Source organism: Actinomadura citrea (assembly GCF_013409045.1).
GTDB classification, from domain to species: domain Bacteria; phylum Actinomycetota; class Actinomycetes; order Streptosporangiales; family Streptosporangiaceae; genus Spirillospora; species Spirillospora citrea.
Genome location: NZ_JACCBT010000001.1, coordinates 700,935 through 718,696, shown reverse-complemented (window position 1 = coordinate 718,696; position 17,762 = coordinate 700,935). Strand labels below are relative to the sequence as shown.

General features: G+C 72.7%; 22 protein-coding genes. 4 read left to right on the top strand and 18 right to left on the bottom strand.

Annotated features, from left to right (window positions below):
- Positions 1-82 precede the first annotated feature (82 nt).
- On the top strand, positions 83-658 hold the full coding sequence (locus BJ999_RS03605) for a CGNR zinc finger domain-containing protein (protein ID WP_179831947.1): 576 nt from the start codon (positions 83-85) through the stop codon (positions 656-658).
- Between the two features lie 82 nt (positions 659-740).
- On the opposite strand, the gene BJ999_RS03600 is transcribed toward BJ999_RS03605, so the two are convergent.
- Positions 741-1,739 (bottom strand): zinc-dependent alcohol dehydrogenase family protein, encoded by a 999-nt coding sequence (locus BJ999_RS03600; RefSeq protein WP_179831946.1) that lies wholly within the window; start codon positions 1,737-1,739, stop codon positions 741-743.
- A 90-nt stretch (positions 1,740-1,829) separates the two neighbouring features.
- On the opposite strand from BJ999_RS03600, the gene BJ999_RS03595 reads away from it, so the two are divergent.
- Positions 1,830-2,162, top strand: coding sequence for an ArsR/SmtB family transcription factor (locus BJ999_RS03595; protein WP_229810204.1), 333 nt, complete (start codon positions 1,830-1,832; stop codon positions 2,160-2,162).
- Here the strand turns inward: BJ999_RS03595 and BJ999_RS03590 are convergent.
- From BJ999_RS03590 to BJ999_RS03580, 3 genes are all read right to left on the bottom strand, one after another.
- A complete protein-coding gene (locus BJ999_RS03590; protein ID WP_218934922.1) occupies positions 2,128-3,246 on the bottom strand; it encodes an alpha/beta hydrolase in 1,119 nt (372 codons plus the stop codon). The two genes, BJ999_RS03595 and BJ999_RS03590, sit on opposite strands and share 35 nt — an antisense overlap.
- A gap of 132 nt (positions 3,247-3,378) precedes the next feature.
- Complete coding sequence (locus BJ999_RS03585; RefSeq protein WP_179831944.1) at positions 3,379-3,741, bottom strand: VOC family protein; 363 nt, start codon at positions 3,739-3,741, stop codon at positions 3,379-3,381.
- 147 nt (positions 3,742-3,888) lie between these two features.
- The gene (locus BJ999_RS03580; RefSeq protein WP_179831316.1) at positions 3,889-4,629 is read right to left on the bottom strand and encodes an SMI1/KNR4 family protein; all 741 of its coding nucleotides are present in this window, start codon (positions 4,627-4,629) and stop codon (positions 3,889-3,891) included.
- Here BJ999_RS03580 and BJ999_RS43955 point away from each other — a divergent pair.
- Both BJ999_RS43955 and BJ999_RS03570 read left to right on the top strand, forming a co-directional pair.
- Positions 4,613-4,903, top strand: a complete 291-nt coding sequence (locus tag BJ999_RS43955; protein ID WP_179831943.1) for a response regulator transcription factor — start codon at positions 4,613-4,615, stop codon at positions 4,901-4,903. The two genes, BJ999_RS03580 and BJ999_RS43955, sit on opposite strands and share 17 nt — an antisense overlap.
- Positions 4,864-6,081 (top strand): coiled-coil domain-containing protein, encoded by a 1,218-nt coding sequence (locus BJ999_RS03570; RefSeq protein WP_179831942.1) that lies wholly within the window; start codon positions 4,864-4,866, stop codon positions 6,079-6,081. The genes BJ999_RS43955 and BJ999_RS03570 overlap by 40 nt, the downstream gene beginning before the upstream one ends.
- A gap of 20 nt (positions 6,082-6,101) precedes the next feature.
- Here the strand turns inward: BJ999_RS03570 and BJ999_RS03565 are convergent, their stop codons facing one another.
- From BJ999_RS03565 to BJ999_RS03505, 14 genes are all read right to left on the bottom strand, one after another.
- Entirely contained in the window at positions 6,102-7,157 is a 1,056-nt protein-coding gene (locus BJ999_RS03565) for a hypothetical protein (RefSeq protein ID WP_179831941.1), read from the bottom strand.
- The gene (locus BJ999_RS03560) at positions 7,154-7,516 is read right to left on the bottom strand and encodes a PadR family transcriptional regulator (RefSeq protein WP_179831940.1); all 363 of its coding nucleotides are present in this window, start codon (positions 7,514-7,516) and stop codon (positions 7,154-7,156) included. Before BJ999_RS03560 ends, BJ999_RS03565 begins: the two co-directional genes overlap by 4 nt.
- Before the next feature lie 38 nt (positions 7,517-7,554).
- Positions 7,555-9,252: a GMC oxidoreductase gene (locus BJ999_RS03555; protein WP_179831939.1), complete on the bottom strand. Its 1,698-nt coding sequence runs from the start codon at positions 9,250-9,252 to the stop codon at positions 7,555-7,557.
- Positions 9,253-9,491: 239 nt separating this feature from the next.
- On the bottom strand, positions 9,492-9,863 hold the full coding sequence (locus BJ999_RS03550) for a hypothetical protein (protein WP_179831938.1): 372 nt from the start codon (positions 9,861-9,863) through the stop codon (positions 9,492-9,494).
- A 3-nt stretch (positions 9,864-9,866) separates the two neighbouring features.
- A complete protein-coding gene (locus BJ999_RS03545) occupies positions 9,867-10,217 on the bottom strand; it encodes a hypothetical protein (RefSeq protein ID WP_179831937.1) in 351 nt (116 codons plus the stop codon).
- A 348-nt stretch (positions 10,218-10,565) separates the two neighbouring features.
- On the bottom strand, positions 10,566-11,786 hold the full coding sequence (locus BJ999_RS03540) for a helix-turn-helix domain-containing protein (protein ID WP_179831936.1): 1,221 nt from the start codon (positions 11,784-11,786) through the stop codon (positions 10,566-10,568).
- A 264-nt stretch (positions 11,787-12,050) separates the two neighbouring features.
- Positions 12,051-12,182: a hypothetical protein gene (locus BJ999_RS42790; RefSeq protein ID WP_268247789.1), complete on the bottom strand. Its 132-nt coding sequence runs from the start codon at positions 12,180-12,182 to the stop codon at positions 12,051-12,053.
- Positions 12,183-12,316: 134 nt separating this feature from the next.
- Entirely contained in the window at positions 12,317-12,877 is a 561-nt protein-coding gene (locus tag BJ999_RS03535) for a nuclear transport factor 2 family protein (RefSeq protein WP_179831935.1), read from the bottom strand.
- Between the two features lies 1 nt (position 12,878).
- Positions 12,879-13,430 (bottom strand): nuclear transport factor 2 family protein, encoded by a 552-nt coding sequence (locus BJ999_RS03530; protein WP_179831934.1) that lies wholly within the window; start codon positions 13,428-13,430, stop codon positions 12,879-12,881.
- A 9-nt stretch (positions 13,431-13,439) separates the two neighbouring features.
- Positions 13,440-13,964, bottom strand: coding sequence for a hypothetical protein (locus tag BJ999_RS03525; RefSeq protein ID WP_179831933.1), 525 nt, complete (start codon positions 13,962-13,964; stop codon positions 13,440-13,442).
- Positions 13,961-14,512, bottom strand: coding sequence for a hypothetical protein (locus BJ999_RS03520; protein ID WP_179831932.1), 552 nt, complete (start codon positions 14,510-14,512; stop codon positions 13,961-13,963). The genes BJ999_RS03525 and BJ999_RS03520 overlap by 4 nt, the downstream gene beginning before the upstream one ends.
- Complete coding sequence (locus BJ999_RS03515; protein WP_179831931.1) at positions 14,509-15,756, bottom strand: MCE family protein; 1,248 nt, start codon at positions 15,754-15,756, stop codon at positions 14,509-14,511. The genes BJ999_RS03520 and BJ999_RS03515 overlap by 4 nt, the downstream gene beginning before the upstream one ends.
- Positions 15,756-16,781, bottom strand: a complete 1,026-nt coding sequence (locus tag BJ999_RS03510; protein ID WP_179831930.1) for an MCE family protein — start codon at positions 16,779-16,781, stop codon at positions 15,756-15,758. Before BJ999_RS03510 ends, BJ999_RS03515 begins: the two co-directional genes overlap by 1 nt.
- Positions 16,778-17,758: an MCE family protein gene (locus BJ999_RS03505; protein ID WP_229810203.1), complete on the bottom strand. Its 981-nt coding sequence runs from the start codon at positions 17,756-17,758 to the stop codon at positions 16,778-16,780. Before BJ999_RS03505 ends, BJ999_RS03510 begins: the two co-directional genes overlap by 4 nt.
- Positions 17,759-17,762 lie beyond the last annotated feature (4 nt).

Genomic DNA, 17,762 nt, shown 5'->3' with positions numbered 1-17,762 from the left:
GAGACCTCCTGGCCATCGAGGAACCGGCTAAGACGGTTCTAACATGCCGTCACGACGGCATGCAACCGGCTAAGGTGGTTCCATGCGTGCCGGCTTCCCTGACTTTCGCCTCGGTACCGTGCTGGCGACCAGCTTCACGGGGACTCTGACGGAGCGTCACGGCGACGCTCTGGAGCGCATCCCCACGCCGCACCGACTCGTCGACTGGCTGGCAGTGAACGGCCTCGCCGTGGACTCCTGCACCCCTGCCCAGCTCGACCTCGCCCGGGAACTGAGGGAGTCGATCCACCTCGCCGCGACAGCGGCCGCGATCCAGGACGCTCTCCCCGCATCCGCCGTCCAGGTCATCAATGACCGCAGCGCCGAGGGCCGGGCCGCTGCGATCCTGACGCCCGAGGGCAGGCGGCAATGGCGGCTCAGCTCGGCCTCGTGCGTGGAGGACGCCCTCAGCGTGATCGCCGCCGACGCGATCAGCATCCTTGCCGGCGAACGAGACGGAAAACTGGCCTTGTGCGCATCGCCGACCTGCCGGGCCGCCTTCTTCGACACCAGCCAAAGCCGCACCCGCAAATGGTGTGACATGAACACGTGCGGGAATCGCCAGAAGAAGGCGCGCTTCAATGCCAACCAGCGCAAACACTCCAGCTCAGCGGAGTGATCGTTGCGCCGCCGCCCCGCGGGTGAGCGCTCCCCCGGATCCACGCTCTCCACCGGGGCGCCGGCGCGGGCTCCGCTCGGCGTCAGCGGGGGACGGTCACGACGATCTTGCCGATCTGGGTGTTCGACTCCAGGTGGCGGTGGGCGTCGGCCATGTCGGCCAGGGAGAAGGTGCGGTCGATGACGGGGCGGAACGCGCCTGAGCGCAGGCCGGAGGTCACGAAGGCGGCGGCGCGGCGGAGGCGTTCGGGGTCCCTGGTCGTCTCCAGCATCGTGTACGTGCGCATGTTCAGTGCCGGCATGCCGAGGTCGATGCCCGGATAGGGGGTCGGTTCACCGCTCAGCGCCCCGTACACCAGGAGCGTCCCGTCGGGTGCGACCAGCCGGGCCAGGTCCGTCACGCCGGGGCCCGCGACGGCGTCGAAGACGAACTCGGCGCCCCGGCCGGTGGTCGCCGCGAGCACCCGTCCGGCCACGTCGTCCGACCCGGTGACGATCACTTCGGCCGCGCCCTCCCTGAGCAGCGCGTCCTTCTTGGCGGCGGTCCGGGTCAGGGCGATCGGGGTCGCCCCGATCCGGTCGGCGACATGGATGGCGGCCAGCCCCACGCTGCTGGACGCCGCGTTCAGCACGACCGTGTCGCCGGGCCGCATGCCGCCGACCTCGACCAGCGCGCCATAGGCCGTCAGATACGGCATCCACACCGCCGCGCCCTCGACCGCGCCGAGGCCCTCGGGACGGGGCAGGACGGCCGAGGCGGGCACGATCGCCCGCTCGGCGTAGACCCCGTACTCGTTCTGCGAGAACCCCGGCACGGTGCTGACCGGCTGCCCTGGCCGAAACCAGCCGGCGCCCACGCCGACCGCCTCCACCACGCCCGCCGCCTCGGTGCCCAGCCTGGCCGGGAACGCCTTCACCGGCTCGATGTAGCGGCCGGTCCGGAACAGCACCTCGGCCCGGTTGAGCCCGATCGCCTCCACGCGGATCCGCAGCTCACCCGGGCCGGGTTCGCCGACCTCCACGTCCTCAAGCCTCATCACCTCGGGACCGCCGAGCTCGTGGAACATCACCGTCTTGGCCATTGCGCAGGCCCTTCCTCGTAGCAGGTCGGTCTACTGAACCCCTAAGTACGATCGCTGTCAAACTTTGATGGGTGTCGTACTATGGGTTCCATGGAGGCCGACCGCATCCCGTCACACCCCGACGTCGGGACGATCCCGCTGCAGCAGATCCTCGAAGCCCTTGTCGACCCGGTGCGCCGGAGCATCGTCACGAAGCTCTGCGAAGCCTCCGCCGACATCCGTTGCGGGGCCTTCGACCTGCCGGTGAGCAACTCCACCGCCACGCACCACTTCCGGATCCTGCGCGAGGCCGGGCTCATCCGGCAGTACTACGTCGGCACCTCGCGGATGAACGCCCTCCGGCGCGACGAGATCGACGAGGTCTTCCCGGGGCTGGTCGACGCCATCGTCACCGCCGACCGCACGTCCCCTCAGCCCGCCTAGCGCCCTCGCGGGGGGCCACCGCCCGGCGAGCTTGGGTGGTGAAGGCTTCGACGGCGTTGACGACCGCCTCGAAGCGGAGCGAGCGGAAGAGGTCGAACGAGTGCTGGGCGCCCGGCAGTTCGGCGTACACGACGGGGTTCGTCGAGACGCCGCGCAGACGGTCGACGAAGAGGCGGGTGCCCTCGATGTGCACGAGGGTGTCGGCGGTGCCGTGCGCGACGAAGAACGGGGGAGCGTCCGGCCGGACGTGCGACACGGGCGACGATGGTGAGTCCACTTCGCCGTCGAGGCCCCCGTGGTATCCGTACAGGGAGATCGCCCCGGTCACGGAGGTGTCGGCGGCCTCGAAGCCGGGCTGGAACGCGGGGTCGCTCGGCGTCAGCGCCGCCATGGACGCCAGGTGCCCGCCCGCGGAACTGCCCGCCACGAACAGCGTCGAAGGATCGGCGCCGTACTCGTGCCCGTGCTCCCTCACCCAGGCGATGGCCCTCTTGGCGTCGACGAGGTGGTCGGGGAAGTCCGCGTCCGGCCGGAGCCGGTAGTTCGCGCTCACGCACACCCATCCCTGGCTCGCCAGGCGGTAGAGCAGCGGGCGCGCCTCCTTGTTCTTGCGCCCGCCGACGAACCCGCCGCCGTGGAAGTAGACCAGCACCGGGCCGCCCTCGGGACGCGAGCGGTGCCGGTAGACGTCCAGCCGGTTCCGCTTGCCCGCGGGCCCGTAGGCGACGTCGGCCACCCGCTCGACGTCGCGTCGCCGGACGGAGAAGGGCCTGAGCACGATGCGGACGAGCGGAACACCGCGCTGCGGTCCGGGCGCGTCGCTGCCCAATGCCTCGACCAGGGCGTTCTCCAAGACGGGGCCCGCCAGCAGCCCCCGCCGCGCGACGACCGCGAGCCCGGCCGAGGTGAGGACGGCGGCCCCCAGCGTGGTCCGGGCGGCGGGTGACGCGAGATCTCCCTGGACGGCCGCGAGCAGGGTGGACGCCAGGAGCCAGGCGAGGCCGACGAACGGGAGCTCGTTGATCGCCAGCCCCAGCCGGAAGCTCAGCGTCCCGAGGATCCGGGGGCCGCGCCGAGGCGCCACCGCGAAGCAGGTGAGGGCGGCTTCGACCGCCGTCAGCGCCCGCCCCGACTTTGGTCGGATGCCACGCCCCCGTCCGGCGCGTGGAGCGGGCCCTCACCGCACCGCGCGGCAGCCTCACCCGTCCCAGTCCGGTCAGTCGCCGGCGGCGATGCAGAACGGGTGGCCCGCCGGGTCGATGAGCACCGCCCACTCGCCCTCGCCGGGCTGGGTGTCCGGGCGGCTCGCGCCGAGAGCGAGCAGTTCCTTCACCGCGACCTCGACGTCCGTGACGGCGAAGTCCAGGTGCGCGTGCTTGGCGGGACCGGGCCACGCGGGGGGCCGGTAGCCCTCGATCCGCTGGAGCGCCAGCTGCGGCGCGGACCCGTTGCCGAGGTAGACGACGTCGTCGTCGCCGTAGGCGACCTCCCAGCCGGTGGCCTTCCGGTAGAACTCGGCCAGCGCGGTGTGATCGGCGCAGTCGATGATGACCGCGCCGAGAGCGTTGAGGACGGACATGGGACCCCCTGCTGACGAACATGACGGGAACGAACGACCGGGCGCCTTCTCAGCGCCCCGCGTGCGACCAGCCTGCCGACACCGGCGGTCGCGGGCTTGAAGATCCTTGTGCTCGGACCGTCCGGCCGCACGTCCGGCGGGGACGGGTCACAGATCGGGGACGAGGGCCGCGGCCAGGAAGCCTCCGTTGTGGAAGCGGGTGTAGGTGACGACCTCTCCTATGGGGACGACGCGGGCGAACGGGACCTCGGTGGGATAGGCGGCGGTCCGCAGGTCTGCCAGGAAGGCGTCGTCGGGGAGGCCGGCGGCGACCTCCGCCAGCCGCGGGTCGCCGGACGTTCGGGCCGTGGCGACGGGCAAGGGCTCGACGACGTCCAAGGGATGGCGGGAGAGGGAGTCGTCGGCGCCGTACAGCCATTCGGAGAACGCGCGGCGCAGGTCGGTTCCCGGCTGCGCCGCCTCCAGGGTGAGGCGCACTCCCGTGACCAGGTTGTCGATCCAGGTCAGGAAGTCCGGGGCGACCAAGCGGGCGTACGGCTCTTCCCAGAAGCTGAAGACGCGGCCCCATGCGCCGCTCTCGGGATCGACGTCCACGTAGTAGGTCGTCGCGGAGCCGTCGCTGTGCAGGATCCAGCTCGCGGACTCGTCCTGCAGCGGCCAGTACTCGTTGACCACCGGCACATGGTTGTCGGGAAGGTTGAAGTCGAAGACGTGCGGATGGCCTCCGACCGTGAAACCGGAGGTTCGTTCGAGGAGCGCGCGAAAGTCGTCGGGCACGCTCGTCGCCCACGAGGAGATCTCCTGGCCGCTCAGCGGCGGCGCGAGCTCGACCTGGCCCCCCGAGACCGCGGCGAGCGCCTCCAGCCGGGCGATGACCTCGTCCACCATCGGACACCCACTTCCCCATTCGTGTGACCGAATTCAAGCACCGGCCGCGGCCCGCCGCCTGCTGGTCAGCGAGACCACCGTGAAGACCCATCCGCTGCACCTCTACCGCAAGCTCGGCGTCCGGGACCGCGCGTCGGCGGTCGCGGCGGCCTACGAGCGCGGCCTCCTCGGCTATCCGATAACTACCTGTTCGCGGGGGAGGTGCGAAACAGGGTGGTTCACTAGGATGCTCGCGTGCGCGAAGATCAAGAGGTCCCGGACGACGGTGTGCTGACCGCGCCGATCCGGTTGCCGGGCGGCGCGCCGGCGGCCGCGGACGAGCCCGTGGAGCGCGCCATGAGCAGCGTTCCGGCGCCGGTGGGCGCGTTCGGGCAGGACGTGGAGCGGCTGGCCGGGCTGGTCGCGCAGCTCGTCGAGAGCGCGGGCGTGCTGGGCGTGCGGCTGGACGGCGAGGTCCGCGACGTGCTGGCCGGCGCGGAGAAGGCGTTCGCCGAGGCGCGGGACGCGCGGCGGGAGGCCGCCCAGGCGGACATCCTGGCGAGCGAGGCCGAGGCCCGCGCCGAGGCCGCCCGCCAGGAGGCCGTCGAGGCGCAGGAGGACCTGGTCAAGGGGCTCGCCGCCGCCAAGGCCAGCGTCACGGCGGCGCAGGAGAGCGAGGCCAACGCGTGGAAGGAGGCCGGCGCCCACCAGCAGGCCCGCGCCACGTCCGCCAACGAGGCCGCGAGCGCCGAGGGGCTCCGCAAGCGCGCGGAGGCGGCGTGGAGCACCGAGCACCAGGCGCGCACCGAGGCCGAGCGCGAACGCGACGACCTCGCCGCGCGGCTGAGCAACGACCAGATCGCGCTGGCCACGGCCAAGAGCGACCTGGCGGACGCACGGGTCGAGCTGGCGGACGTGCGGGCCGAGCTGTCGGAGGCGCGCGCCAAGCTGGAGGCCGCGGCCGAGAGCGAGCGGCGGCTGCGCGCGGAGCTGAGCGTCGTGCAGGGCGAGGTCGCGGGGCTGAGCGTGGAACGCGACGCCGCGACGGCGCGGGCCGCGGATCTGGCCGCGCGTGCCGAGCGCGCCGAGCAGCTCGCCGACACGGCGGACGCCCGGATCGACGGCGAGAGGGCGCGGGCCGACCGGGCCGAGGAGCGCGCGGACGCCGCCGAGATCCGCATCGACCGCGACGCCGCGACCGTGCGGGCGTTGCAGGACACCTTGCGCGCGGCGCTGGACCTCCCGTCCGTGGACGATCTCGACGACGGCCGTGGCGTGCGGGTCGGCGACGTGGGCGCGGTCACCGCCCAGCCCGGCGGCCTGGTCGGCGTCGACCAGGTCCCGGAGCTGATGGACGGTGAGCTGGCCGGACGGTTCGCCCGCGCGATCCTGGCCGTCCGCGTGCACCAGGCGACCCGCCGCGCGATAGAGGACCCGCCGGCCGAGCCCGAAGAAGCCGAAGCCGGGGAGTAGCCCCCGCGCGTCGGAGGCCGTCAGGCTTTGCCGGGACGGCCGGGTGCCCTGTTCTTGAGCGGGAGTTCCACAAGGCGGACGCAGAGCATCGTCACGGCGAAACCTGCCAGGCACTCCACCAGAAGGTGGGTGAGCACTGGAATGTCGCCGTACGCCCCGATATGGAACACACCGAGGCGGATGAGGAGCGGCAGACCCACCATGGCCAGGAGCGCGCAGGTCCGGCGGCCCTGGGCGGACCTCGACAGGGCGGCGCACGCGAGCACGGCGATGCCCAGAACGGCCGCCAACTGAAGGCGGCCCCACATCTGCGCGAAGCCGTAAGCCCGGTCAGGGTCCTTCATCAGATTCGGTATGTCGAGGTCGCCTTGGAGGAGGAGGGTGAACAGCGGCTGCGACGAGAGCGCGACCAGGAGACCCGCCGTGACCGCGGCCCCGGTGACCCGGGCGCGACCGAGCAGGCGGGCGCCGTGCCGGGGGCCCGGCGACGCGACCAGCGACGCTGTGGCCAGCAGCGCGAGCGGCAGCGGGGTACCCGCCACGGAGGACGCCACGAACGCGTACGGGGCCTCCTCGAAGTTCGCCGCCCAGATCGCGAGGACGACCTGCGCGGCGGTCACCGTGCAGGCGGCGGTGGCGGCGTGGCGGCGGGCTCCGCGCCAAGCCAGGGCCGCGACGACCGTCCACGCCAGCCAGAACGGCGCGGTGCCGAAGTAGACGGGGAGCATGCCCCACAGGGTGGCGCCGTCGTCGATCCGCCTGCCGGCCAGTATCCCCGTCTGCGGGACGTTGAGAGCGAACCGCGCCCCGTCGGCCAGCAGCATGAGCATCGAGACGAACCCGGCCACGGCGAGTGCACCCGGCCACGGCGACCCGGTGGCGTCGCCGGCGGCGCGGCGCAGGCGGATGCGGGCGGCGCCGAGGAGCAGGTCGGCCGCGTCGGCGAGCGACGGCCGGGTCTGCCCCGGCCGGGCCGCGGACAGCAGCACGTCCAGCATCTCCTCCCCGTGCTCGGCGCGGTGAGCGGCCGGGTAGCAGGCCAGGAGGCGGCGGTAGCGGAGTTCGAGCGCGCTCACCGAAGCCCCCCGAAGGCCGGGGCCGCACCGCCGCGCGGGCGCGGGAAGGCGGCCAGGCGGCGGGCGGCGACCTTCGTCCGGTGCTGGAGCGCCTCGACCTCGGCGGTCAGCGCGGCGGCGCCGTCCTCGGTGAGCCGGTAGTAGCGGCGCAGCCGGCCGTCCACGACCTCCTCGCGGTCGGGCGCGATGAGCCCCTCGTCCTGCAGCCGGTCCAGCGCCGCGTAGAGCGTGCCTGCGCGCAGCCGGGCGCGCCCGGCGGAGATCTGCTCGACGTCGGCCATGATCCCGTAGCCGTGCTGCGGGCCGTCCGCGAGCGCGGTGAGGATCAGGAACGTCGGCTCCTGCATCGTCTTGGGCATGTCATCGTTATATATCGATCATCTGACTATGGCAAGGGTCACCTCAGCGCCCCGGGGGCCGTGGGCGGGACGGCGGGACGGTCGGGCAGGACGCGGTCGATGCGCTCGTAGGGGCGGCCGGGTTCGGGACGGGGGTCCTTCTGGCCGCGGTTCGGCCAGAAGGCCATGGCGCGCTCGGCCTGGGCCGTGATGGTGAGGGACGGGTTGACGCCGAGGTTCGCGGTGACCGCCGAGCCGTCCACGATGTGCAGGCCGGGGTGGCCGTGGACGCGGTGGAAGGGGTCGACGACACCGGTGTCGGGCGTCTCGCCGATGACACAGCCGCCGATGAAGTGCGCGGTCGTCGGGATGTTGAAGAGGTCGAACCACGTCCCGCCGGGGGTGGCGTCGAGTTCCTCGGCGAGCATCCGGACGGCCTGGTGCGCGACGGGGATCCAGGTGGGGTTGGGCTCCCCGGCGCCCTGGCGCGCGACGAGCCTGCGGCGGCCGAGGCGGCCGCGCTTCTCGCCGACGGTGATGGAGTTGTCGGCGGTCTGCATGACGAGGGCGATGACGGTCCGCTTGGCCCAGTCCCTGAGGGACAGGCCGCGCAGGATGATCGTCGGATGCCGGGCGGCCTGGCCGAGGAACTTCAGCCAGCGGGGCGCGCCGCCGCCGTCGACCAGCAGGGTCCTGATGACGCCCATGGCGTTGTTGCCCGCGCCGTAGCGGGTGGGTTCGATGTGGGTCTTGTCGTCGGGGTGGAAGGACGAGGTGATGGCGAGGCCCGTGCTGTGGTCGACGTCCTTCTCGCGGTGCCAGACGGTCATGCGCTCGACGCCGAGAAGCGCCTCGGAGTTGGTGCGGGTGAGCTCGCCGAGGCGCGGCGACAGGTGCGGGAGGCGGCCGGCGGCGCGCATGCGGTGCAGGAGGCGCTGCGTCCCGTAGGTCCCGGCGGCGAGGACGACGTGCTCGGCGGTCAGCGTCCGGCGGCGCCTGCGGAGCGGGCCGGTGTGCTCGACGGTCACCTCGTACCCGCCGGGCTCCCGGGCCGCCAGGGCCGTGACGGTGGTGTCGGGGATGACGCGAACGCCCGCCTTCTCCGCCAGGTACAGGTAGTTCTTGGTGAGCATGTTCTTCGCGCCGACCCTGCAGCCGATCATGCAGGAGCCGCAGCCGGTGCAGGTGGTGCGGCGAGGGCCCGCGCCGCCGAAGTAGGGGTCGGCGGTCTCCTCGCCCGGCTTCTCGCCGAAGAACACGCCGACCGGCGTCGGATGGTAGGTGTCGCCGACGCCCATCCGGTCGGCGACCCGCTTCATCGCCTCGTCGGCGGGCGTGACGAGCGGGTTCACGGTGACGCCGAGCATGCGGCGGGCCTGGTCGTAGAACGGCGCCAGCTCGTCCTGCCAGTCGGTGATGTGGCCCCACTGGCGGTCCTTGAAGAACGGCTCCGGCGGGACGTAGAGGGTGTTGGCGTAGACGAGGGAGCCGCCGCCGACGCCCGCCCCGGCCAGGACGAGGACGCCGGCCTTCCCGCCCACCAGGTGGACGCGCTGGATCCCGCGCATCCCGAGGCGCGGCGCCCACACGTACTTGCGCAGCCGCCAGGACGTCTTGGGCAGCGTGCCCTCGTCGAAGCGGCGCCCGGCCTCGATCACCGCGACCCGGTAGCCCTTCTCCGCCAGCCGCAGGGCCGACACGCTGCCGCCGAACCCCGAGCCCACCACGATCACGTCGAAGTCACAGTCATCGGACACCGCACACCACCTTCGTCGGGGGGAACGAAGGGGCCGAGTGTGGCCCCTTCGCTGCGTCGCGCGCCATGCACGCAACGCAGCGATTACGGACCCGTGTTTGTCATCGGAGTGACAAACACGGGCACGACAAAGGGCCTCCCGGCGAACGATGCGCGACTTGAGTCGCATCGTGCCGAGAGGCCCTCCATTCAAGCCGGCTGACTTTTCAAGCCGGCTGGCCCTTCAGGTCGGTAGACCCTTCAGGCCGCCCTCCCCGTCGCCAAGACGAACCCGGGCTCGCCGGGACGAATCGGAGCAGGGTCCGGGTCGATGTGACGCACCACCAGGTCGGTGGAGCGCGACCCGAGGCTGGCCTCCACGTCCGCCACACCGACAGGGGTGGCGGGGAAGCGGATTCCGTCCACCTCGTAGCCGTGCGAGTCCTCCATGTACCCGGCGCAGAACGGCGATCCCGGCTCCATGGCATTGCCGAAGTTGCGGTTCGCCGTCTCGTACTCCGAGCGGAGGTCCGAGAGTGACTCGGCGACCCAGAACATCGTCCCCATGGTGAACCCCCGACCGCTCAGGTCAGTGAGGATCGACCCCTGCTCCACCGTGGCGATCTTGGACACCTTTCACCGTGCCCAAGCAAAATCCCCCACGTCGGCGTGCCGGCGGACCACCTTCCAGAACGGGGCCCAGGACGCGTCGAGCCTCGCCACCTGGCGGCGGAGGTACTCGACGTTCCTGAGCGAGAACTCGAGGAGGGTGATCTTGTCGCAGAACGGCAGCATGGCCAGCGCCGGGTACAGGTTGGCCCCTGCTCCGGCATCGAATCCGCTGCAGCCCCGTGCTCCCGACCCGGCGAACCACTTCACCATGATCTCGAGCATTTTCCTGTCATCGCCCCTCATCAGGCGATAGTTATTGCCGTGGTAGGCGTCCGAGTCGAACTCGGGCCACCTCGCCTCGGCGTTCGAGACCAAACGGTCTCGGTCACCTTTCATGGCAGTGCCCTTTGTTTGTGGCCACTGGAGAAGAATGGACCGTCGCCGTGGGATCCGACTCGAACGTCATTCCGAAGACGTTCAGCGACATTTCCCGCCCGCTTTTTCCAGACGTCCCCAGATGGTCGCCCTACCATGCCCTTTGCGGCATGGTCGGACCTGACAGTCCGGGCTCCGGGGGCATCGTCAACCAAAAATTCCCGCGCACCGGAATCTTGGCGGACCGTGCGCGATCCGCGCCGTAACGTGAGCATGGCCGACCGCGTCGAGCCGTCGCCGTCCCGGCGGAACCACCGGTCGCCCGCACCGCCCGGGGAAGAGACGGGCTCAGCGGGCGGGCGCCTGGCCGCGGTCGCCGTTGACCATTCGCGCGTGCAGGATCAGCTCCATTTCCCGGCACCGCCGCGGGTCGCGCAGTTCGTCCCCGAAAAGGTCCCTCAAAGCGCGCAGGCGGTAGCGGACCGTCTGCGGGTGGACCCGCAACCGGCGGCTCGCGTCGGCGGCGTTGAAATTGTGCTCCAGCAGGGCCAGCAGCGTTTCGGCGAGCCTTTCCCGGCGGGGCGGCGGGACGGCCAGCAGCGGCGCGAGCCGGACGGCGGCCGCGTCGTCGATCAGCTCCCCCGCCCGCGACACCACGAGCACGGGGACGTGCTCGGCGCTGCGGATCAGCCCGCCGTCCGGGATGACGCCGCGGGTCGCGAGGGCGAGGGTCTCGCGCGCCCAGCGCAGCGAGTCGGCGGCGCGCGCGACGGGTACGGCCGGGCCGAGGGCCACCGTCCAGTCGCGCAGCGGCGCGGCGGGCAGCAGGCCCCGTCCCCTCCCGTCCGGGTCGGGGACGATCAGGCACGGCTCCGCCGCGGCGAGGTCGGCCAGCAGGCCGTCCGGCAGCGCGAGGGGTGCCGGCGCGGAGCCCGATCGCCGTCGCCGGGCGGTCGCGACGGCGACGGTCACGGGCAGCGGCCACCGCGCGTCCGCCGCGAGGGCCGCGACCCGCGCCGGGGCGGCGGGCGGTTCGGCGAGCAGCAGGTGCAGCAGTTTCGCCCCGCGCCGCCGCCGGGTCGGCTCCTCGCGGCGGTCCCTGCGCTCGGCGACCTCGGCGGAGTACCCGGCGGCGATCACCTTCGCGACCGCGTCCATGTAGCAGAACTGGGCGTCCACGACGAGGCTGAGCGCGGCGCGGTCGAGGTCGAGGCCGCCGGGGACGGCGCCGAGCGTCCGCCACGCGACGAGCGCGGACCGGCGCAGCGCCTGGTGCGTCTCCACGGGGTCGCGGCCGTCGCGCGCCAGGTGCCGCCCGACCCGCAGGTAGAACGCGGCGACCCGCTCCCAGCCCGCGCCCGGGTCCTCGACGAGGTCGCAGAAGTGCCGTATCCCGGCGGCGATCCCGGCGCGGGCGCGCCCGGCCTCCTCCTCGCCGATCTGCGGGTCGGCCCGGCGCAGTTCGGCCAGCAGCCCGTCGGCGGCCCGGTCCACGTGCGGCCGCAGCCGCCGCGCCACCCACGCGGGCACCGCCTCGAACGCGCGGACGTCCAACCCGGTTCGCACCATGCGCCGATCCCCCCTGACGAACGCCCGCCGACCCGCGGAGCGCCTCCCCAGCTTCGCGGACCGCCCGGGAAAAGAGTTGTCGCCGAAATAACCTGTTCCGCGCCCTTTCCTGGAGTCATCTAACAAATCCCCAGCTCAGCGGCAAGCCAACGGCCTCCACGGCTCGCGTGGCGACAAAGCGAACCGGCTCCCACCCACAGGGTGAGAGCCGGACAAATTAACCGCCCAGGGCCTGTCCAGTGCGCGGGACCGGCCTCGGTCGGATTACTTCTTCTTCGGGGGGGTGAGCACCTTGATGACGAGCCGCGCCGTGGTGGTGATCGCCGTACCGGCGATCTTGCCCATGTCCGCGGCGACCTGGTCGGCCGGCTTCTTACCCTTGGTCACATCGGTCATCTCCTGGTTTTGCGCGAAATTGCTGCGATCGACTGTCGACCGCACGACGAACCGTCTTAGTTTCCGGCCCGGTTGTCAAGCGAAACGACCGCCTCCCTCGTGCGGCCGGGCCCGCCCGTCCGACCGATCCGAGGTCAGCCGGGGGTGAAGGTGTCGAGGGCGGTGATTTTCCATTGGCCGTCGCGACGGACGGCGGTGACGGTGAGCATGGCGGGGGCGTGGGTGCTCTCGCCGTCGCCGGTGCGGGTGGTCTGCTGGTCGGCGAAGACGAGCACGGCCGCGCGGTCCCCGGTCAGGGTGGTGACGGCGCTGTCGGTGACGCGGGTGCTGAGCACGGTCCGCGCCTTCGGGGCGTCCTCGCGGACCTTCCCGAAGACCGCTTCGTGCCGGCGGACGGCATCGCCGGTGAGGAACGCGCGGACGGCCTCCGAGGTGCGGGACGGATCGGTGTAGTCGTAGGAGAAGACCTTGCCGATCATGTCGGCGACGGCGCCCTTGACCTCGCTGGTGGCGGCGCCGTCGGTGAGGGCGGTGTTGCGGGTGGACGGGTCGTCCCCCAGGCCGTCCGCCTGCCGGAGCGCCCACACGCCGAGCGCGGCGAGCAGGACGGCGGCGAGGCCGAGCGCGATGGGCGAGGACGCGCGGGCACGCCACCACGCGGTGGTCTGCACGGCCCTGTCACCAAGCTCCGCCATGTCACGCGCCTTCCGCCGATGCCTGGCCCAGCGTGCTGAGCTTCCAGCCGCCGGGCGTCCTGGTCAGCTCGCCGACCAGGCGGCTCTGCCTGGTGGCGGGGTCGCCGTCCGGAGGGGTGACGGTGATCTCGACGGCGACCAGCATCCGGGCCTTGCCGGAGCGCTCGTCCAGTTCGGCGACGGCGGCGTCCAGGATGCGGGCGCTGGTGATCGTCCGGGCCTTGGCCACCTGCTCCTCGAAGGCCGGACGGCCCTGCGTGATCTGGCGGTGCAGGTCGCCGGTGGTGGAGTCCTGCCAGGTCTTCAGGCCGGGCCCGAGGGAGCGGTAGTCGAGGGTGTTGAGGTTCTGGACGCCCTGCTGCCCCGCCTCCAGGACGTCGTCGCGCGCGCGGGAGTAGGCCCGGGCGTCGTCGTGCGCGGCCGCATACCAGGACCAGCCGGCCCAGGCGGCGAACAGCGCGGCGAGGACGAGCAGGGCGGCCGCCGTCCGTTGCGGGGTGTCGTCCGGGCTGTGCAGGGTGCCGTCCGTACGGTGCAGGGTTGCGTCTGCCATGCGAGCCCCTCAGGCCGAGGTGAGACCGGTGATCGTCCAGTGGCCGCGGTCGCGGTGCGCGGTCACCATGAGCTGCGCGGCCGCGGGCGTCCCGTCCGGTTCGCCCGCGCGGGTGGCGGTCTGGTCGAGGAAGACCAGAAGCCGGGCGTCGTCGCCGGTCAGCGAGACGACCCCGGCCCGGACGACACGGGTGGCGAGCGTGACGCGCTGGGCCGGGGCCTGCTGCCTGACCTGCGCGAAGAGCCGCCGGTACTCGTCCAGTGCCCGGCCTGCCAGCTCCCGCCCCGCGGCCTGCTCGGTGGCGGCGACGTCGTCCGGCGCGTAGCTGAACACCCGGGCGAGGGCCGTCGACACGTCCCCGATCACCTCGGTCGTGGCCACGTCGTCCAGGACGGCGAGGTCGTGCGCAGGCTCCTTCTCGCCCCTCAGCCCGTGGTCACGTGCCGTCCCGGCGGCGGGACGCAGGGCCAGCGCGAGCACGACGAGCGCGAGCGCGACGGAGAACGGCCGGTAGAGCCCGAGCAGCCGCCTCATCGTGCACCGACCGGGATCGCGGTGAGCGATTCGAGCTTCCAGCCGGACGGCGTGCGGACCGTCCCCATCTCGAACCGCTTGCGCTGCACCGTGGGCGCACCGCCCTGCAAAGCCAGCTTCACCTGCACGGACGCGATGACCTTCGCCTTCCCCTCCCGGACGTCGAGCGACGTGACGGCGGCTCCGGTGACGGTCGCCGCGGCGGTGGTCCGCGACTGGCCGATCTTGGTGCGGTTCCGCGGCTCGTCCCGGGCGAGCTGGTCGTGCAGCGCGCCGGTGGAGGCGTCCCGCCAGGCGCGCAGCCCGGCGTCCACCCGCGCGGGGTCCATCGAGTTGAGCGCGGCGATCTGCTCTCGGGCGCTCCGCAGCACGACGTCCCGCGCGCGTTCGGGCCCGCTCCGCGCGTCCGGTTCGTCTCGCCACACCGTCCAGCCCGACCAGGCGAGGAACACGGTGGCGGCCGCGATCGCCGCCCACCCGACCAGCCCCCATCCGGCGAGGAGCCCGTCCCGCCGCCTCCGGGCCCCCCGCTCGGCGCTCGCGGTCATCCGCCTGCTCCCTCGACGCCGAGCAGGCCGCCCATGCCGGCGGGTCCGTCCGCGACGCCCGGCAGAGCGAGCGCGCCCGGAAGGGCGGGCGAACCAGCGGAGAGCACCGAGCCCGCCCGCGCCGGAGCCGGGACCGGACGTCGCGGAGCGTTTCCCGCGCCGCGCACGTTCACGCCGCTCGACGGCGGCGCGCCGCAGTGGGCGGCGGTGTTGAGCGCCGGGCCGCGCGAGGTGTCGAGGCCGTTGCGGTACTTCGTGCCGCCGTAGCCGCTCGTGCAGTCCGGCGGGTTGAAGAACGTCGTGACCATCCCGAAGTTGAGCCTGCCGTCCTGGGCGACCGACATGCCGGTGGAGACGGCCGCGGGCAGCTTCGCCAGGAGCTGTTCCAGGCCGTCCGCCCGGGGTTCCAGCAGCTCGGACGTGGTCAGCAGGTTCGCGACCAGGACGCTGAGGGACGGGTCGAGGTCGCGCACCAGCGTCCGGAACTCGCCCGCCGCGCCCGGCGCCGTCGCCACCAGCTTCCGGAAGGCCGGGTCGGACTTGCGCAGCTGCTCGGAGAGGAGCCGCGCGTTGCGGCCGAACGCCTTCAACGACGCGGCCTCCTGGTTCTGGGTGCGCAGGACGGTCTCGCCATCGCCGATGAGCGAGATGGTCGGCTCCGCGTTCTCGTTCGCGGCGCGGGAGAGCGACCTCGTGCCGTCCAGCAGGACCTGGAGGTTGGGTCCCTGCCCGGCGAACGCCTGGCCCAGCTCCCCGACGACCGTCCGCAGCGCGTCGGTGGGGACGGACGAGGCGAGCGCGTTCACGCTGGTGAGCAGGTCCGTCACCGGGGCCGGAGTCGCCGTGGACGAGCGCGGGATCACCGAGCCGCCCGCCAGGAACGGCCCCGCGGACGTGGCGGGGCGGAGGTCGATGTACTGCTCGCCGATCGCCGACCGGTTGGCGACGACGGCCTGCGTGCGTGCAGGAACCCGCGGCGCCGACTTCTTGATCTTCAGGTCGGCCAGCACGCCGTCGCCGGTCAGGTGCAGCGCGCCGACCCGTCCGACCGATGTGCCCCGGTAGGTGACGTCGGCGTTCTCCGCGAGGCCGCCCGCCTCGGCGAGGTCGGCCCGCACGACGTAGTGGTCGCGGTAGCCGACGTACCCGCCGAGGTCGGCGTAGGAGAGGCCGACGTAGCCCATCGCCAGCAGGCCGACGACGAGGAAGACGAGGTTCTTGACCCTGGTGGCGGCGGTCAGCATCAGTCCCCCTGCGCGGGCTTGATCGGCGGGACGACCTGCGTCCCGGGCCGGGCGGTGATCTGGAGGTAGACGTTCAGGTAGTCGCCCTTCACCGCGGGCAGGACGGCGTCGGTGAACGGATACGTCACCAGCACCTGCAACGCGTTCGGCAGGTCGCGGCCGGCGTCGGACAGCTTGCGCAGCGTCGGTTCGAGGGCGCGCAGGTCGGCGATCATGTCGTCCTTGCTGCGCCGGACGGTCGTGACCGCCGCACGCGACAGCCCGTCCAGCGACCGCAGCATCCGGACGAGCGCCCCGCGCTGCTCGGCCAGCACCGCGAGGCCGGGTTCGATGTCGTCGAGGGCGACGCCGATCTGGTCCTTGCGGCCGCGCAGCGTGGCCGACAGCCGGTTCAGGCCGTCGAGGGCGTCGGTGATGCCCTGCCTGTTCGCGTCCAGGTCGCCGACGAGCCTGCGGGCCTGCTCCAGCAGCGACCGGACCTGCGGCTCGTTGCCGCCGAGCGCCCGGTTCAGCTCGACGGTGATCGTCCGGAGCTGCGCGATGCCGCCGCCGTTCAGCAGCATCGACAGCGCGCCGAAGACCTCCTCGACCTCGGGGTTCCGGTTCGTCCGGGATTCCGGGATCACCCCGCCGTCCGCCAGCGCGCCCGTCCCCGCGGCGGTCTGGGCCCTGCCCTGGGGTCCCGCGCTGAGCTGCACGAACTTCTCGCCCAGCAGGCTCGACTGGCGCAGCTCGGCGTAGGCGTTCGCGGGGAGCCGGACATCGCCGTTGACCTTCATGGTGACCTCGGCCGTCCAGCCGTCCCGGGGCAGCGCGACCTTCACCACCCGCCCGACCGCGACGTCGTTGACCTTCACCGCCGACTGCGGGACGAGGTTCAGCACGTTCGCGAACCGCGCCCGCACCGTGTACGGGTGGTCGCCGAGGTCGGCGCCGCCCGGCAGCGGGAGGTCCGCCGCGCCGGAGAAGCCGCAGCCGCCGAGGGCGACGCAGGTCAGGGCCGTCCACACGACCTGCCGGATCATGGCTCCGCCTTCCGCGGCCCGGCCGCCGGCAGCGGCGGGGCCAGCTCGCCGAGGTTCTGCCGCCCCATCAGCGACCGCGTCGCCGGGTCGTAGGCGTTCAGGATGTTGGTCGCGTTGAGCGGCTGGACGTCCAGGGCCTCCGCCAGCGACCGGCGCTGCTTCACCAGCAACTGCGTGATGTCGGCGAGTTTCCCGACGTTCCCGGCGATCTGCTTCCGGTTGTCGTGCACGAACGCCTTGACCCGGGCGAGCGCCTCCGCCAGCGCCCGCAGCGCGGCGTCGAGCTCCTCCCGGTCGTCGGCGAGGAAGCCGGAGACGTCGGCGAGCTGTCGCTCCGCCTCCCTGACCTGCCCGTCGTTGGTCTTCAGCGTCGTCGTGAACGTCTGGAGGCCGCGGATCGTCGCGAACAGGTCCTTCTGCGAACCGGACAGCGTCCTGGCCGCCTGCGCCATCCGCTCGGTGGTCGTGCGGATGTCGCGCCCGTTGCCGCTCAGGTTCTCCGCGCCCGTTTCGAGGAGCCGCGACAGCGCGCCGTCCTTGTTCAGGCCCTTGGGCCCGAGGTCGGCGGCCAGCTTGCGGATGCTGTCGTAGACCCTGTCGAGCTCCATGGGCGTCGCGGTCCGGTCGGCCGGGATCACCGTCCCGGCCGCCATCTTCGGGCCGGACGTGTAGGCGGGCGTGAGCTGGACGTACCGGTCGGCCACCAGGCTCGGCGCGACCGCCACGGCCTTCGCCCCGGCCGGGACGTCCACGCCGCGGTCGACGGTCATGACCGTCCGGACCCGGGTCCCCTCGGCCCGGACGGAGTCGACCGTGCCGACCTTCACGCCGAGCACCCGCACGTCGGAGCCCCTGTAGACGCCGACCGCGGTCGGGAAGTACACGGTGATCCGGGTCCCGCCCAGGTCGCGCAGGGCGACCAGGACGACGGCGGCGACCACGACGGCGAGCCCGGCGGCGACCAGCGGGACACTCATCCGG

Excerpts from the sequence above, each read along its gene's own strand:
- BJ999_RS03605 (WP_179831947.1), top strand. The coding sequence starts at position 83 with ATGCGTGCCGGCTTCCCTGACTTTCGCCTCGGTACCGTGCTGGCGACC.
- BJ999_RS03600 (WP_179831946.1), bottom strand. The coding sequence starts at position 1,739 with ATGGCCAAGACGGTGATGTTCCACGAGCTCGGCGGTCCCGAGGTGATG.
- BJ999_RS03595 (WP_229810204.1), top strand. The coding sequence starts at position 1,830 with ATGGAGGCCGACCGCATCCCGTCACACCCCGACGTCGGGACGATCCCG.
- BJ999_RS03585 (WP_179831944.1), bottom strand. The coding sequence starts at position 3,741 with ATGTCCGTCCTCAACGCTCTCGGCGCGGTCATCATCGACTGCGCCGAT.
- BJ999_RS43955 (WP_179831943.1), top strand. The coding sequence starts at position 4,613 with ATGACCTCGTCCACCATCGGACACCCACTTCCCCATTCGTGTGACCGA.
- BJ999_RS03580 (WP_179831316.1), bottom strand. The coding sequence starts at position 4,629 with ATGGTGGACGAGGTCATCGCCCGGCTGGAGGCGCTCGCCGCGGTCTCG.
- BJ999_RS03560 (WP_179831940.1), bottom strand. The coding sequence starts at position 7,516 with ATGCCCAAGACGATGCAGGAGCCGACGTTCCTGATCCTCACCGCGCTC.
- BJ999_RS03540 (WP_179831936.1), bottom strand. The coding sequence starts at position 11,786 with ATGGTGCGAACCGGGTTGGACGTCCGCGCGTTCGAGGCGGTGCCCGCG.
- BJ999_RS42790 (WP_268247789.1), bottom strand. The coding sequence starts at position 12,182 with ATGACCGATGTGACCAAGGGTAAGAAGCCGGCCGACCAGGTCGCCGCG.
- BJ999_RS03535 (WP_179831935.1), bottom strand. The coding sequence starts at position 12,877 with ATGGCGGAGCTTGGTGACAGGGCCGTGCAGACCACCGCGTGGTGGCGT.
- BJ999_RS03530 (WP_179831934.1), bottom strand. The coding sequence starts at position 13,430 with ATGGCAGACGCAACCCTGCACCGTACGGACGGCACCCTGCACAGCCCG.
- BJ999_RS03525 (WP_179831933.1), bottom strand. The coding sequence starts at position 13,964 with ATGAGGCGGCTGCTCGGGCTCTACCGGCCGTTCTCCGTCGCGCTCGCG.
- BJ999_RS03520 (WP_179831932.1), bottom strand. The coding sequence starts at position 14,512 with ATGACCGCGAGCGCCGAGCGGGGGGCCCGGAGGCGGCGGGACGGGCTC.
- BJ999_RS03515 (WP_179831931.1), bottom strand. The coding sequence starts at position 15,756 with ATGCTGACCGCCGCCACCAGGGTCAAGAACCTCGTCTTCCTCGTCGTC.
- BJ999_RS03510 (WP_179831930.1), bottom strand. The coding sequence starts at position 16,781 with ATGATCCGGCAGGTCGTGTGGACGGCCCTGACCTGCGTCGCCCTCGGC.
- BJ999_RS03505 (WP_229810203.1), bottom strand. The coding sequence starts at position 17,758 with ATGAGTGTCCCGCTGGTCGCCGCCGGGCTCGCCGTCGTGGTCGCCGCC.